Raw genomic sequence first — 15,540 nt, 5'->3', positions numbered from 1 at the left:
TCATAGGCCTACGACACGGCGTCGTTGCATGCTCACCGCCGCCAACAATAAGAAACCAGTGACGACGCCGCGCATGAACGGCGAAACGCCGAACAGATTCAGTCCATTGGTGAGCAAGCCGAGACTTAGCGCGCCAGCCAGTACACCGCCGGCACTCCCGATACCGCCAGTCAGTTGCACGCCACCCAACGCCACGGCGGCCACCGATTCCAGCCCAAATTCCGCGCCGAGTCCCGGATCGCCGGCCGCTACGCGCGCGGCCAGATAGATGCCCGCAGCGACGGCCATCAGACTGCACAGAACATAAGCCGTAATCACCGTCGCCATGACGCGCACGCCATTCAGATGAGCGCTGCGCGGATGACTGCCGACCGCAAACAGATGCAGGCCGAAGCGGCTACGCCCGATGCCGGCCGCGACCGCTCCCACCGCGACGGCGCACCAAACGAACGACAGCGGCACGCCCATCGCGGTACCGGTCGCCAGCCACGTCAGAGCCGGCGCAACGTGGCCGCCGGGAATCGGCAGCACCAGATAGCTCAAGCCTTGCAGAAAGGTCGCCGTGCTCAGCGTCATCACCAGCGGATGCACGTTCGCGTACGCCACGCCCAGACCGTTCACGAGGCCGACCATCGCACCCACTGCCAACGCCAGTGCCACACCAGCGAACGGATCGGGCTGGGTCGCGACAATGCAGCTCGCAAGATTCACCACTGAGCCGACCGACAGATCGATACCGGCTGTCAACGTGACGAACATCTGTCCAAGTGAGACGATCAACAATGCGGCGATCTGGCCGCCGAAGTTGATCAGGTTCTGCGGCTGACGAAAATCCGCAGTCGTCGCCAACAGCGTCACGCAGAGGATCACCGGCAGACCAACCGTATAGCGGGTCAAGCCAGAGCGCATCAGATTCATCGCAGGTCTCCCAGATGGTGTGCGCCGCCTTCATCGACGGCCGTCGATTCGCGCAACGCCAGATTCAGCAGACTCTCTTCCGTGGCGTTGGCCGCTTGCACGTCCGCGACGATCGCGCCGTCCCGAACCACGAAGATGCGATCGCACAAGCCAATCAGTTCGGGCAGATCGCCCGATACCGCCAGAACAGCGCCGCCGTCCGCCGTAAACTGCCTCAGCAAACTGTAGATTTCGGTCTTCGCGCCGATGTCGACGCCACGTGTCGGCTGCTCGACCAGCAGGACCTGTACGCCAGCCGCAAACCAGCGTCCCAGCATGACCTTCTGCTGATTGCCGCCGGACAGCGATCCCACCCGGTCGGTAGGCCGGCTGCGCAGATGCATCCTCGCGGCCAATTGGCGAATCAACTGCACGTCACGCCGCGCCCGCCGCCAGAGGGCGACGTTGCGCAACGGGCCGAGCCAGATGTTGTCCTGGATCGGCAAATCCAGATACAAGCCCTCGGACTTGCGATCCTCCGGCATCAGTGCCACGCCGTGCCGCACCGCAGCCGCTGGCCCCTGCTTCGGATCGAAGCGCCGCAATGCACCACTGCGATCCGCGCAGCGCATGTCGCTACTCGACGGCGGTTCGACGCCCGCCAGCGCGCGCACGATCTGCCGTTGCCCATGCCCTTCCAGCCCCGCGATACCGACAATTTCCCCGCGCCTCAGCGCGAATGAAACGGCGGGGCCATTCGGCTTCACCGTCAATGCCTTGACGTCGAGCGCTATGTCGCCAGCGGCGCTGTCGCGCCGCGGTGGAAATAGCTTTTGCAGTTCGCGTCCAACCATCAATTGCACGAGGCGATCTTCCGATAACCCAGCCGTCGGTTGCGTCGTCACATGCTGGCCGTCCTTCAGCACCGATACGGTGTCGCAGAAGCGAAAGATCTCCTCAAGCCGGTGACTGATGTAAAACACCAGCTTGCCGCTCGCCTTCAAACGCGCGAGCAGCGCCTCGAGCTTGTCGACCTCGGCCCGATTGAGCGGCGCGGTCGGCTCGTCAAAGATAAAAACCCGTGCGTCGCCCATTAGACCCTTGGCGATCTCGAGCAACTGCTGCTCGGCGATCGTCAGGTTGCCGCACGGCCGCTGCGGATCAAGCTCGATGCCGGTGCGTTCCAGCAACGCGCCGGCCGCACGCCGGATGCCGGTCCGATCCAGTACGCCGCAACGGCCGGGCTCGCGTCCGAGGCAGAGATTTTCAACGACGCTCAGGTTCGGCAACACAGTCAGTTCCTGGAACACGGTGGACACGCCCGCGCGCCGCGCTTGCGCCGGGGTCGCGAGGCGCATGCATTGCCCATCGAGCCAAATCTCGCCCTCGTCCGGCAAGTGCACCCCCGCCAGCAGCTTCATCAGCGTGGATTTGCCCGCGCCGTTCTCGCCAGTGATCGCGTGCACCGAGCCGGCCCGTCCGGACAGCGTCACGCCGGACAGCGCCTGAGTAGAGCCGAATGCTTTCGACACGCCGCGCAGCGCGACGCGTTGCGCGGTTACCGCTTGGTCAGAGAGGGAGTCCATCGCCAGCCTCAACGGTGGAACATCTGCGTGAGCATCGCGTTCGGCAGCGTCGACGGGAACCAGTAAGCGTCGTTCAGATCCGCGCGGTAGTACTTGTCGAGCTGATCGCGCGTGATCGGCGTGGGGGCCGAAAAGTATGACCGGTAGACCGGCTCGCCACGCAGCAGCGCCACCGACGCCCGCACCACCGCCGCGCCCAGACCCGGCGTGAACATCGGCGCGACGCTCTTCACGCCCGAGCTTTTCCATGCCCGCAAGAAGCCGTTATTGGCCTCGCCGGTCATCGGCACCAGCGGTTTGCCGGTTTCCTTGAACACGTCGATACAGGCACGCGTCATCTCCGCGCCGGAAAACCAGATACCGTCGACCGGTTGTCCCGACAGCAGGAGGTTCTCGCACAGTTGCTTGCCCTTCGCGTAACTCCAGTCGCCGAAGACCTCGTTGGTGATCGTCAGACCGCACCCATCGACTGCCTTGCGAAAGCCGTCGTAGCGCAACTGTTCCTCATCGACACCGGGCACGCCACGAAACGCCCAGATCTTGCCCTTGCCCTTCAGTTCCTGACAAAGGAATTCGCCGCCCTGCTGACCGAAGACGCGACCGCCAGCCATGATCTCGGTTGTGGACTGTGTTCCGCGACCGTACGCGCCGAACGTCACGACCGGGATGCCGCGTTGCGCGGCCTTTGCGATCAGCGGCGCGCCGATCGCTTCCGAAATCGGCCCGATGATCAGCAAATCGACTTTCTTCGTCAGCAGGTCTTCTACGTCGGCCACCTGCTTGGCCGGTTTCCAGTCTGCCTCGGTAAAAATGAATTGCCCGATGTCGGGATTCTGCGCCGCCGCCTGGCGCATCTCCTGGATCATCTGGACGATCCAGCTATTGCCGACACCGGCAAACGAGACGCCGATGCGCCAGGGCGGCGCTTTCTTGAAAGCGTCCGGTTTGGTCTGCTCGGTGGAGGTGGGGGACAGCAAGCCGTCGGGCAACAACTGCACATCGGCGGCTTGCACGCACATGGCGGCGCACGACAGCGCAAGGGCAAGCAACGGGGCTTTGAGTTTCTTCACGACAGACATCACGATTGTCTCCATTCTCTTTTTCTGGACAGCGCTACACCCGGCTGGGATCAACGGAACGGGACACTAGAACCTGTGGCGAATCCCGACGGTGACGCCGGTGGTCGACCCGGGGCCTTCATACAACGCGCCATTGAGAGAAAGTCCCGTGTTCATCTTGCCGTGGTTGTCGACGAAGGCGACTTGACCGTAGAGCGCTGTCCGTTTAGATAGGGAATAGTCCACGCCGGCGCCGGCCAGAATCGAATGGTTGCCCGTATCGTTACCATCGCTGGTGTACCAGGCGCCGACATTGGCGAGCAGCGACGGCGTAATCTGATAGCCAAGTCCGCCGCCATAGACGCGACTGTCGAACGAGCCCGCGAACTTGTAGTTGACGAACACAGCCTTGATCGTGAGCGACTCGAACGTGTAACCCGCGCCGATCGTTCGCCCCGTGAACGCGACCGTGGTCGGAATCGGTGTCGACGCTGCCGTCCCACCCGCATTGCCGCTGTAGAGCGCCGCATCAATCAACAGTCCGCCGATCTCATACTTCAGGCGGCCGCTGTACTGCCGACCTGCTTGGAAATCGCCAGCCTGACCGCCGAGGGCCATCATCGCGCTACCCTGAAAACCAGCGATCACCGGACTCGTATACGAAATGGCGTTCGGGTTGAACAGCCCGGTATCCAGCACGCTGCCAACATAGATTGCGGCGCCACTACCGAAATAGGATACGTTGCGAGCATCGGTACTGATAAGAGAAAGGACGAACGGCGAGTATTGCAGGCCGGCCTGCACCGTACCGAATCCGCCAGTCAGACCGATCCACGCCTGTCTTCCGAAGAAGTTTCCATTGGAATTGCCGTAGCCACCATTGGCCATGCTGATGCCGCTTTCGAGAGCGAAAATTGCACTCAGGCCACCGCCGAGGTCTTCGCTACCCCGCATGCCAAAGTTCGATCCTGCCGAACCGCCGTCGATCAACGAGAACTGATGGCCCGCGTTGGCGCCGGTCGCGCTCACCGTCCGGCTCGTATACAACAGGCCGGCATCGAGTGTGCCGTACAGCGTGACGCTGCTCTGTGCATGCGAAGCGCCTGCCGCCAGCAGACTGGCCGCGGCTGCGGCGAGTTTTATAGTCCTGTTATTCCGCTTTTTCATATCGCGTCTCCTGAACCATGTTTCAATTGATTTTTATTTTGTATACCTAATTACACTGAAGACTTATCTATCCAGCTTCTCGGTGTCCCTCCCTGTGTTCAGATTCAGCAGATGCAAGGCGCAAGAATCCCTGCGGTGACGGCATACGTCATCGCGTCTTTCGCGGGATACGTCGGATTTGTCGCCCGGCGTGGTGAACCGCGCGGATCTTGCGGTCCGCGACGGTGTTCAGGCGCTTAAGCGGTCACACGATTCACCCAGGCAATCAGGTTCGAGATCACTTCTTCGCGGTTCGTCTCGTTGAGCACTTCGTGGCGTGCGCCGCCGTAGACGTGCGTTGACAGATCGCGACAGCCCACGCGGCGCAACCGCTCGACCAGCGGATCGAACCAGGCGAGGTAGCCATTCACCGAATCCTGATCGCCGGTGAACAGATAAAGCGGTAGATCCTTGCGGAGCTTCTCGAACTGCGTCATGTCCGAGGTGCGCAGACCGTGATCGAAGATGGAGAACAACGATGCTTCGGTGAGCGTAAATCCGCAGAGCGGGTCCGCGATGTACGCGGCGGGCACGGTCGGGTCCCGGCTCAACCAGTCGACCACGGTGAGCGGTTCGGCAATCGCCGCGTTGGCCGTCTCGAGTGTCCAGCCGGAACGGCGTGGATCGAGAAGCTCAAGCGCGGTCGTGCCCGACAATGCGACCGCATCGATCAATGCGGCGTGATCGAGCAGATAGATTTGTGCGGCAAACGATCCCATGCTGTGCGCCAGCATCACGAGCGGCACGGACGGGTGGCGCTCGCGCAAATGCCGGCTCACCGTGGCCATGTCATCGACCAGCGCGTTGAATCCTTTGGCACCAAAGTCGCCGAGCGTGCCGTTGTCCATGGCGGATTGTCCATGGCCTCGGTGTTCGCTCGCATAGACGAGATAACCCGCCTGCGCCAGCGCTTGCGCCACATGACGATATCGACGTGAATGCTCGGCCATGCCGTGCACGATCTGCACGATGCCACGCACCGGCTTCTCGCCGGCCCAGTGGAACGCTTCGATGCGATGGCCGTCCGGCGCGTTGATCGTGAGTCCGGTTTCGGTAACGGTCATGCTGTCTCCTGCAAGTATTGTTCGAATCAAAAAAGGACCCAGCTACAGCGGGCGTTCAGCATTCAACTCAGGCCGACTGCAACGAGTCGAGCAGCATGTCGCCAAAAGGTTGCGAGCCGAGGTTCGACTGGCCGCCGTCGATCGTCACGACCGTGCCATTGATGTAACTCGCCGCACCACTGCACAGGAACAAGGCGAGATCGGCGATTTCATCGCGCTCAGCGGCACGGCGCATTGGAATGCCGGCCAACAAACGGGTCCAGCTCGAATCGCCACCCGGCGCGAGGCGCTTCATCCCCTCCGTGTCGGCGACCGGACCCGGTGCGATTGCGTTGCACCGCACACCGCGCGCCGCCCATTCAATCGAAAGCGTGCGCACCAGCATCTCGATGCCGGCCTTTGCCGCGCAGACATGCGCTTGCGCCGCGGTCGGCATGGAGGACTGCACGGCGGACACCGCGAGCAGGTTGGCGCGTGCCGTCCTCAACAACGGCAGCGCTGCGCGAAACGTATTGAACGTGCCGATCAGATCGATATCGATCACCGTGCGAAAGGCGTTGGCGGACATTGCCGCCGCCTCGGCGACGAAATTGCCGGCCGCGCCCGCGATGCAGATGTCGACGGGGCCGAAGCGTTCGCACGCGGCTTCAAACGCTGCGGCCAGCGCGTCGGCCTCGCGCACGTCAGCGGCAAATCCGTCGGCCTCGCCGCCCAGCGCGCGGATTTCCGCCGCGGCCGCCGCACACTTGTCCGCGTTGCGGCCAATGATCGAGATGCGTGCGCCCTGCATCGCGAACCGCTCGGCGATGCGTTTATTGATGCCGCTTCCCGCACCGGTGATGATGGCATGCTGGCCAGCCAGCAGATTGGCTCTGAAAACCGAACTCACGAACAATCCTCCGTGGAATGCTTCTGGTCATTGAATCGGTAAGCCGCGTACCGCTCGCGCAAGCGCGCCTTGAGCAGCTTGCCGGTGGCGCCGTGTGGCAGTTCGTCCACGAATTCGACAGCGTCGGGCAGCCACCAGCGGGCAACGCGTTCGCCAAGCCACGCCAGCAATTCGCCGCTCGACAGACCGTGCCCGGGCCGCAGCACGCACAGCATCAGTGGCCGCTCGACCCACTTCGGATGGGGCCGCCCGATCACGGCGGCTTCCTGGATCGCCGGGTGCCCCATCGCTGCGTTCTCCAGTTCGATCGAACTGATCCACTCACCGCCAGACTTGATGACGTCCTTGCTGCGATCGACAACGCTCATGTAGCCTTCGGCGTCGATCGTCGCAACATCGCCTGTGTCGAACCAACCGTCCTGCCTCGCAGCCGCCACATCGCCGACATACGTATCGACCACCCAGGGGCCTTTCACCGGCAGCCGACCGTGTGTCTTGCCGTCACGTGCGATGGGCTCGCCGGTCTCTGCTTCAATACGCATCTCGACACCAAACAGTTCACGCCCCTGACGCGTCTGCAAGCGATAACGCGCGTCTCTGTCCAGCGTGTCATGCACCGGTTTGAACTGATTGACCGCACCGACGGGGCTGGTCTCGGTCATGCCCCACGCGTGCAGCACGCGCACGTGGTGCACCTCTTCGAACTCGCGAATCATCGCTTCGCTTGCCGCCGAGCCACCGATGACCGTGCGGTTCAGCGAACTGAACGACAAGCCATGCGTGCGCAGATGATCGAGTAAGCCGAGCCAGATGGTCGGCACACCCGCGGCCATCGTCACCTGTTCGGCTTCGCACAGCTCGTAGAGGCTTTTGCCATCGAGCGCCGGACCGGGCAGCACCAGCTTGCCGCCGACCATCGGCATGATGTAGGGCAAGCCCCAGGCATTGACATGGAACATCGGAACAACCGGCATCACGACGTCACGTGCCGACAATCCCAGCGAGTCGGGCAATGCGCTCGCATAGGCATGCAATACCGTCGAGCGATTCGAATAACAGACCCCTTTCGGGTCCCCGGTCGTGCCGGACGTGTAGCACAGGCCGCATGCCTGGTTCTCGTCGAAGATCGGCCAGTCGAGTTCGTCGGCGAGTTCACCGCTGATCAGGTCTTCGTAGAAAAGCAGATCGGGAATGCGCGCCGCCGCGTCGGCACCTACGGCGCTATCGCACTGGCCCAGCAGAACGACATGCCGCACGCCGGTCAGTTGATCCCGAATACCCTCGACAAGCGTCACAAAGCTCGCGTCGAAGAACAGGATCTCGTCGGCTGCGTGCTGACCGATCCACGCGATCTGCTGCGGCAGCAGGCGCGGGTTCAACGTATGGCAGACCGCGCCGAGCCCGGCGCTTGCAAAGTAAAGTTCGACATGCCGGTAGCCATTCCAGGCTAGGGTACCGACCCGCGCATCCTGGGCGATGCCTAGCCTGTCCAGTGCGCGGGCCAGTTGGCAGACGCGCTTGTAAGCGTCCGCATAGGTGTAGCGGTGGATGTCGCCCTCGGCACGACGGCTGACAATTTCCCCCCGCGGATGGTTGCGGTTCGCATGCCGCAGCAGGTCGATAACCCGCAGCGGCGTTCGCATCATTTGCCCGGACATGTCCCCTCGTTGATATGTAAAACTGTTGTAGTGGATCATAGACAGACCGTCATCGCGACGCTATTCGGATTCCGCTCCGCCCGGCTCTCAGGCGCGCTGGCTGGGGCCGACGCCGTTGTCGGCCTGAATTGCGCGCGTCATTCGGATATGCCGTTTGAAACCGGACGACCGGTTTCGGCTGGCCCATGACCACAGCTACAATTGCACGCCAATCGTCGACCGATTGGCGACCGGGTGCCCTACCCGATCGCACTGTCATTCAACAGGAGGGGGAAGCCGTGACGTTCAGCAGAAAGACGAGAGCGATTGCGCCAATCGCAGTGCGGCGCCGACCCCGTCAGGAGCGCTCGTTGATGACCGTCGACGCGATTCTGGAGGCCGCCCGCAAACTGCTAGCACGCGATGGATTCGACGCCACCAGCACCACGCGCATCGCGGAGGCCGCGGGGGTCAGCGTCGGCTCGCTCTATGAGTACTTCACCAGTAAAGACGCACTGGTGGCGAAGCTCATCAAGCGCCACTGCGATTATCTGTTTGAGCAGTATGCGCACGCGTTCAAGGCTGTCGAAGGGCAAGGTATCGAGCGCGTTGTCGAGGCCTGGGTCGACTCCACAGTAGACGCGTATGCGCTGGATGTCGCGCTGCAGCGTGTGCTTCTGGAACAGATGGGCAGAGTGAGCAAGCTGCGCCATCTCAGCCGCGTGTCGCTTGCGATAACCGACCTTCTTGAGCAGGCTTTAGTGACGTGTGGAGAACCGGTTCAACGCCCGAATATCCACCTCGCGGCCTTTATCGTCGAATCGGCCGTTGAAGCGCTCACGCATCGGTCGATTCTGTACGCGCCGTCCCTGTTTGGGTTTGAACTGCGTCGTGAACTGAAAGTCATGATGACGCGATATCTGCGCACGCCCAATATCGAGTTGAAATCTCTCCTTCCGTAGAGGACTTAGCGCAAACTGGACATCCCCAGCCCCCCACACGCGATCTCAGAAGAAGTGAGTAAAGCCTGTTTCGAATACAGCCTGCCGCGATGTTCTTGACGGTGCTTGATCATTCAGCATAGCGAACTACCCGGCACCGGCGACTTGAAGAAAGCCGAGGCTGGGCCGCCCGGATAGCGGTAGTTACTCGCGACAAAGCAGCCCTCCACGTTGATCCAGAATTCGGGTGATAGCGTTTGATCGGCCGTGGGCAGCCGATTCCAACAGTTGCCTGCAAAAGCCTGCCAAGTTTGACACCCGCTTCGCCCGATCACGGCGTACCATCATCCCGCCCATACTGCAAGCTCAATGGCGGCTACAGACCAGAACCTCGCGCGCATGGCGCTTCCGATCCGGTCGTTGTGGCGCAATCCCGAATCCGCGCTCGATCGTCAATTGTCGATCGGGACCCTTGTGAAGACGGCCTTTCCGCCCGGTCGGGTAGCGACCATACCGTCAGCCATACCGAAAATTCCAGTCGGCAGTTATCAGCTTTAGACAGACTGCGTCGGAGAATCAACGTGAGCTTTCGTTCAAACGTCGTGAACACTGGGCATCCGAATACCACTTCTGCGGGGATACCGTCATCGATACCGTCAACCACTTTCCAACGCGATCCTGGCAAAGCTTGAAGAAGCCATGATCCCAACTGCGGTCGCGCCTCCGCTCAGAAAGCATACAACGCGCGTCGCAACCGTGGTGAGCGAAACGCAGTAGCCGCTCGACCGGCAGATGCTGCGCAACAACGCCCGACAAGTGTCTCAAGATTCAGCCGGCGCGATCAAGCCCATGTCAGGAGCAATCGTGCATCGACACTCCCAAATGCCTTTTTCTACCATGCGATCCTCGCGAAGCACCGCATCGGGGAACTCGCGCTATTCGCGCAGCGGATCAGGACATGCTCGCACGCGTCCGGCCGAGTTCGAGGGCTCGCTCACAAAGCGGCACGCGAAGCGGTCGTCCACTTTTCGTGCGGTCGCCGGGAATTGACCACACAGGTGTCAAGATCGAATTCCTCTGGCCGCGCAAAGCGCACCTCGTTCGTGCGGGTTGCTGTGAGGATGAGCAGGTGGAGGATCCGTGCCGCACGTCGGGGACGTTGCTCCAGTTCGCGCACGAAACCCGGGATATATTCCCAAGGCAACGCCGGATGGTGTCTCACTTGCGACCGCTTCTTCGACCGCGGCAAGACGAGTTGCAGATGGTCAACGTACCGCGCCGGGTTGCTGCCGGTGCGATGGCCCAGCACAGTCTCGGCATCGAGGATGGCCTTGATGCGGCCGCGCACGCGGCGCGCGGTCTCCGCCTTTTTCGTCCAGATCGGCTGGAGAATCCGTACGATCATCGAGGTATCGATGTCACGCACCCGGATTTCGCCGATCATCGGATATGCGTACGTCCTAAGCGTGTTGCCCCACTGCTGGACATGCTTGCGGTTGCGCCACTGAGGTTCCTGTACGCGGATATAAACGCTTCGGCTGCCTCACGGAAAGTTACATTGGTATCCGAAGAGATATCGAGCAACTGTCGGCGCTGCTGCTCACTCCGGGCGAGGATGGGATCAATCAGGTCTCTGACCATGTCACGCTATCCGGTGGCCAATTTCCGCACCTCGCCAAGCGAGACTCGCGAAAGCGGACCGAGACTCATCTTGCTACCCATACCTCGTGCGGAAATTGCGCGGGACCTTGATGGAAGCAGCAAGCACGTCGTTACCCATAAACTGCTTTGAAATCAGCGATCTAGAGGACGTTTTCGGAAGACATTGGAATTGCCAGGAAGCCATGTCTGGCGGAAGGCAGCCTATTCCAACAGTGGCCCGCAAAGTCGCGCCAGGTTTGGCTCCCACATCTTGAGGCCACGCCCTACCCATCATCCTACCCATACTGCAATATCAGCAGCGCCGACAGCCCAGAAAATGGCGCAAATGGCACGTCCGATCAAGGTCCTTTCGGCGCAGTGTGGTCCCGCATTCAGCTATCCCCACTCAATCGTCAATTGGCGGTGAACCCCTTGTGCAGTCGGCGTTTCTCCCGGTCGGTTACCCAGCAATCGTCTTTCCAAGCCGCACATCCGCCAACTCGGTAATGGGAATACCGTTACGCCGCGCCGTGACATCGGCGACGATGGATAGCGCAATCTCAGGAGGCGAGTTTCCGCCAAGGTAGAGCCCTATCGGACAGCGCAAATTTGCCAGCGCGGCGTCACTATTTCTGCGTGAAGCAATAGCACTGACGTAGAACGCGCGTGTCTTAAGTGCCTCTATCAAAGCAAGGTCGTCAAGCTTTGGGTCATGGGTAAGCGCAACCACCGCGCTGCGCGCATCCAGTTTCATCTCGATCACCGCGTCGTCGGGCATCGTCCGCACAACTTTGACCCCGGGAATCTCCAATTCAGCTGCATATTCCGGTCGCGGGTCGCATAGCGTCACTGCATAGCCTAGCGGTATCGCCATCATTGAGACATAGACGCTGAGGTTGCCGCCACCTATCAACAACATGCGCCAGGTCGGCCCATGAACCGTTGACAGCGTTGCCTTGTCGAATCGAATGGCGCCCGGCTCGTTTGAGGCGTCTGCCACATGCGCCTCACCTGTGGAAAGTCTCAAAGTCCCGCGGACGATCTGGCCTTCTCTTAGCGCGCGAAGCAAAGTGTCGAGTCCACTTTTAGGGCCGAGCCTTTCCTGCACCAATTGCAAGGTCCCGCCACATGGCAGCCCAAATCTATGAGCTTCGTCTGCGTTCAACCCATACTCGACTATCGAAGGCCTGGTCTCGCCAGGTGGGCCTTTCGCCTGCAGCTGGTGAATGAGGTCACGAACATCGGGAATAGCATTCGAAATAGCTCGCAGTCCGCGGCGGCGTTGAGACGCTGAACGCGCACTACGTCAGCCTGTCGGCACGACGTTGCGCCATGGACTGCTTGCAAAGAACTGCGGGGGTTAGAGGCGTCGTCACGGCCAGCGGGTGATCGGAAATTGCGATATTTTCAAGCTCATCGTGAGGTGGCTTCTTTACCGAAAAGCCGCCCTCTGCTGCGTCGGTCGGGAACCTCAAACAAATGCAAAAAACGATACTGTTCCGAGTCGGACAAGCACCAGCGGCATTGTCACGTTGGCTGATCGGCGGCGCAAATCTGCAGAGGACGCGTATTGGCTCAGACGGCTGACGGATTCTGGGTGAGTTCGGTGAAACAATGCCATGCGTCAAAACGCTGGGCGAGCTGTTTGCGGTAGAGAGAAGCGCGCAGCAAATGTCGCTTGAGCGCGAAGTGCTACCGGATCGGTCCGAAGCCCGAAAGAAACACCTGGGTGCGCTTTGGGTCGCGAAACCCGCGCAAGCGCCGCTCACGTTCACGCGTAGGTTGATGGCTATTCTCGGCCCGATTGTTCACGCGGGCTGCAGCCCTGACGAACACATGTTTGACGTTTGCCAGTTCGGGGATCCTGGACTTCGCGGCCGGATAACTGCGCAGTTGGTTGGTGACGATCTTGTGCGGCACCGGGCACGAACGAAGCACGCGCTTGAAGAATCGTTCGGCTGCGGCCGTGTCGCGCCGCTTCTGCAGCAGGATATCGAGTTCGGCGCCGTGCTCGTCGACGGCTCGCCACAGCACATAAGGTTCACCACGCAGCATCACGAACAACTCATCGAGATGCCAGGTACTGACCGGTTTGCGCCGGACAGCCTTGACGCGATGCGCGAACTCCGTGCCAAATTTATCGCACCAGCGACGCACGGTTTCGTAACTCACCACGATGCCTCGCTCGAACAGTAGCTCTTCAATGTCGCGCAAGCTCAACTGAAACCGGAAATACCAGCGAACGGCACAACTGATCACCACCGCCGGGAAGCGATGGCCGTGATAGAGAGATTTCGTCTTTTTCATCTCCCGATTTACGCGGCCACCTCGGCAACGTGACAAAGCACGTCCGGCCCCTGACGCGCAGCGCAGTGGCCCAGCGCCTGGGCGATGTGGGAAGTATTGAGCGCAGATGCAACCGCAAGGGCAAAAAGATTGCGTTTGTTCATCTGCTACTTCCAATTTGAAAAAGACAGCCGCGAGTCCTTGGGCACGCGATCTCGAGGGGAAAGCCGCGAAACTATGGGAGGTCCAAGGTCAAAGCACCACCCGCCAACCGCGACACGCACGAGCAGAGAAACTCGCCTTTTTTTCTTTCGCGATCACTGAAGAAAACGTCGCGGTGGTCGATCTCGGCCGAATGGCCGAGTACCTTGACCGCGCACAGGCCGCACTCACCCTTGCGGCAGTTGTAAAGCGGCTCGGCTCCGGCCTGTTCCAGCGCCTCCAGCAGCGTCTGATCGTGTCGGACCACAAACGATTTATTGAGCCGCGGAACCTCCACGCTGAATGCCTGCATGGGCTTGCTACCGCTCGCTGCAAAGGTCTCGAACCGCAAGTGATGGAGTTCCCGTCCGCCCTCCGTCCAGACCCTTCTGGCATGCTCCAGCATCGTCACTGGACCGCACACGTAGGCTTCGGAGCCATTCGTCAAGCCTTTGAACAGATCGCCAAGGTTCAGTCGCCCGTCCGCCGTATCGTCGTGCACCACCAACCTCTGGCCCAGGGCATCCCGCAATTGCTCGACGAAGGGCATGCTCCCAAGGCTGCGGCCCGCATAAACAAGCTTGAACTTCTTTTTCTTCTCCAGCAGGACCTGCGCCATGCCAACGAGCGGCGTAATTCCAATTCCTCCGCCCAGCAAAAGGTACTCATTCGACGCGTAGCTCAGATGGAAGTTGTTCTTGGGACCGGAAATGCCGATTGCTTGACCAGGGTGCAACCCATGCATGAACCGAGAGCCGCCACGTCCACCGGAATCCAGCCGAACAGCGATGACGTAACCATCTCGACCGGGCGTCCCGATCAACGAGTAGGACCTCGACGACGACCCACTGCCAACGTCGACCGTCACGTCGATATGGCTTCCAGGGTCGAATCCAACGACCCCGCCCTCAGGGCGAAGATGAATCTCCTTCACCCCCTCGGCGACATCTGCTGCGCTAAGGACATGGGCTTTCTGAAAGGGACCGCTCATAACGACACCTTGACAGGAATGACGCGCTGCGATTGCGCCGACGAACCCAACTCCTGTTCGATCTTCTTCTGAATCAAACGTCTGGCCCACATGGCCCCGCCGTCGATGTTCAAATAATAGAACTCACGGCCAGGATGTTCGTCCACGGCAACCTGCTGCGCTTCCAGAATATCCTTGTCTTCACCAAAAATGCTTCGTGCTGCCTCTCGCCACTCGGTCGTCAATCGCTGGCTGCCGAGGTCATAGTTGCGCAGGAACGCCCAGAAATAATGGGTTGTCCTGTCAGTCTCCGGCGTACTCGTGTGAATCACGAATCCCGTCAATCCCTTGCTTCGGTCTCCTTCCGGGGCTCCTGTTCCGGTGGGAGCCACGCCAACATCAATGGTCACGGTGCTCGGCGGGTAGCAGGTGACAACCTGCCACCGATCCACTTTTGTGGCCTCCTTGAGTTGCGCACGGAAGAACGGGGGCGGGTCGATATCGATCATCCACCGTGTGACGCGCGCATGGTCCTCCGTGTGGCTGACGGTGAACGGAGCCTCTGCAACAGCGCGATTACCGATGGAGGAACTATGGACGAACGTCTCGTGCGTCAGGTCCATCAGGTTATCGACCAGCAATCGATAGTCGCACTTCAAATAAGTGACGCCACCATCGCCGGCCCAGGCGCTGTCCGAATTTTGGAACAGGTCCGGGATCAAATCTGTGTCAGCAAGTGCAGGATTCCCCATCCAGATCCAGACAAACCGGTCCCTTTCGCAGACCGGAAAGCTCCTTACGCATGCCGATGGATTGAGGGTTTCCTGAGAAGGCATCTCGGTGCAACGCCCTTGCGCGTTGAAGACAAGACCGTGATAGCCGCAGACGACCTCCTCGTCTCTCAAATATCCTTTCGATAGCGGCAGAAGGCGGTGCCAACAAGCATCCTCAAGGGCGGCCACGCCTCCGTCATTCCTGCGGTACATGACGATCGCAACTTCGCAGATCCGACGAGGAAGCAATTGATGCTTGACTTCGTGGTCCCAAGCAGCCACATACCAGGCGTTTAGCGGAAAAGACTTAGCTTCATTCATAGACTTCTAAACCGTATCGAGTTCGTCTAGGGCCGACGAGGGTGACCATCGCCGGCCAGCGACTCACCGA

General features: G+C 60.6%; 13 protein-coding genes and 1 pseudogene. 1 reads left to right on the top strand and 13 read right to left on the bottom strand.

The features are described from left to right. The 7 genes from PQQ52_RS30395 to PQQ52_RS30365 all read right to left on the bottom strand — a co-directional run bounded on the left by PQQ52_RS30395 (nt 1) and on the right by PQQ52_RS30365 (nt 8,358). Complete coding sequence (locus tag PQQ52_RS30395; RefSeq protein WP_408219887.1) at nt 1-918, bottom strand: ABC transporter permease; 918 nt, start codon at nt 916-918, stop codon at nt 1-3. Further along, nucleotides 915-2,483: a sugar ABC transporter ATP-binding protein gene (locus tag PQQ52_RS30390; protein WP_408219884.1), complete on the bottom strand. Its 1,569-nt coding sequence runs from the start codon at nt 2,481-2,483 to the stop codon at nt 915-917. The genes PQQ52_RS30395 and PQQ52_RS30390 overlap by 4 nt, the downstream gene beginning before the upstream one ends. An 8-nt stretch (nt 2,484-2,491) precedes the next feature. After that, on the bottom strand, nt 2,492-3,562 hold the full coding sequence (locus PQQ52_RS30385) for an ABC transporter substrate-binding protein (RefSeq protein WP_408219881.1): 1,071 nt from the start codon (nt 3,560-3,562) through the stop codon (nt 2,492-2,494). 66 nt (nt 3,563-3,628) lie between these two features. Then, nucleotides 3,629-4,708 carry a porin gene (locus PQQ52_RS30380; protein WP_408219878.1) on the bottom strand — a complete coding sequence of 360 codons (1,080 nt, stop codon included), beginning with the start codon at nt 4,706-4,708 and terminating at the stop codon, nt 3,629-3,631. Between the two features lie 236 nt (nt 4,709-4,944). Then, nucleotides 4,945-5,811 (bottom strand): alpha/beta fold hydrolase, encoded by an 867-nt coding sequence (locus tag PQQ52_RS30375; RefSeq protein WP_408219875.1) that lies wholly within the window; start codon nt 5,809-5,811, stop codon nt 4,945-4,947. A 67-nt stretch (nt 5,812-5,878) separates the two neighbouring features. Then, nucleotides 5,879-6,700 (bottom strand): SDR family oxidoreductase, encoded by an 822-nt coding sequence (locus PQQ52_RS30370; protein WP_408219872.1) that lies wholly within the window; start codon nt 6,698-6,700, stop codon nt 5,879-5,881. Continuing rightward, nucleotides 6,697-8,358 carry a long-chain-fatty-acid--CoA ligase gene (locus PQQ52_RS30365; RefSeq protein WP_408219869.1) on the bottom strand — a complete coding sequence of 554 codons (1,662 nt, stop codon included), beginning with the start codon at nt 8,356-8,358 and terminating at the stop codon, nt 6,697-6,699. Before PQQ52_RS30365 ends, PQQ52_RS30370 begins: the two co-directional genes overlap by 4 nt. Before the next feature lie 353 nt (nt 8,359-8,711). Here PQQ52_RS30365 and PQQ52_RS30360 point away from each other — a divergent pair, with 353 nt between their 5' ends. Then, on the top strand, nt 8,712-9,299 hold the full coding sequence (locus PQQ52_RS30360) for a TetR/AcrR family transcriptional regulator (protein ID WP_408219867.1): 588 nt from the start codon (nt 8,712-8,714) through the stop codon (nt 9,297-9,299). A gap of 973 nt (nt 9,300-10,272) precedes the next feature. Here the strand turns inward: PQQ52_RS30360 and PQQ52_RS30355 are convergent. The 6 genes and pseudogenes from PQQ52_RS30355 to PQQ52_RS30330 form a co-directional block, all read right to left on the bottom strand. Beyond that, the gene (locus tag PQQ52_RS30355; protein ID WP_408219923.1) at nt 10,273-10,803 is read right to left on the bottom strand and encodes a tyrosine-type recombinase/integrase; all 531 of its coding nucleotides are present in this window, start codon (nt 10,801-10,803) and stop codon (nt 10,273-10,275) included. A 576-nt stretch (nt 10,804-11,379) separates the two neighbouring features. Next, entirely contained in the window at nt 11,380-12,027 is a 648-nt protein-coding gene (locus PQQ52_RS30350) for an XdhC family protein (RefSeq protein ID WP_408219920.1), read from the bottom strand. Between the two features lie 467 nt (nt 12,028-12,494). Next, nucleotides 12,495-13,226, bottom strand: a pseudogene (locus tag PQQ52_RS30345) (IS6 family transposase). 8 nt (nt 13,227-13,234) lie between these two features. Further along, the gene (locus PQQ52_RS30340; RefSeq protein WP_408219866.1) at nt 13,235-13,369 is read right to left on the bottom strand and encodes a hypothetical protein; all 135 of its coding nucleotides are present in this window, start codon (nt 13,367-13,369) and stop codon (nt 13,235-13,237) included. A gap of 71 nt (nt 13,370-13,440) precedes the next feature. Beyond that, entirely contained in the window at nt 13,441-14,397 is a 957-nt protein-coding gene (locus tag PQQ52_RS30335) for a PDR/VanB family oxidoreductase (protein ID WP_408219863.1), read from the bottom strand. Beyond that, a complete protein-coding gene (locus PQQ52_RS30330) occupies nt 14,394-15,470 on the bottom strand; it encodes an aromatic ring-hydroxylating dioxygenase subunit alpha (protein ID WP_408219860.1) in 1,077 nt (358 codons plus the stop codon). Before PQQ52_RS30330 ends, PQQ52_RS30335 begins: the two co-directional genes overlap by 4 nt. Nucleotides 15,471-15,540: the final 70 nt, after the last annotated feature.

The sequence above is a fragment of the Paraburkholderia sediminicola genome, assembly GCF_046030555.1.
In the GTDB taxonomy this organism is placed as follows: Bacteria; Pseudomonadota; Gammaproteobacteria; order Burkholderiales; family Burkholderiaceae; genus Paraburkholderia; species Paraburkholderia sediminicola_E.
The sequence above is the reverse complement of the archived record's forward strand: the minus strand, read 5'-3'. Positions and strand labels throughout refer to the sequence as shown.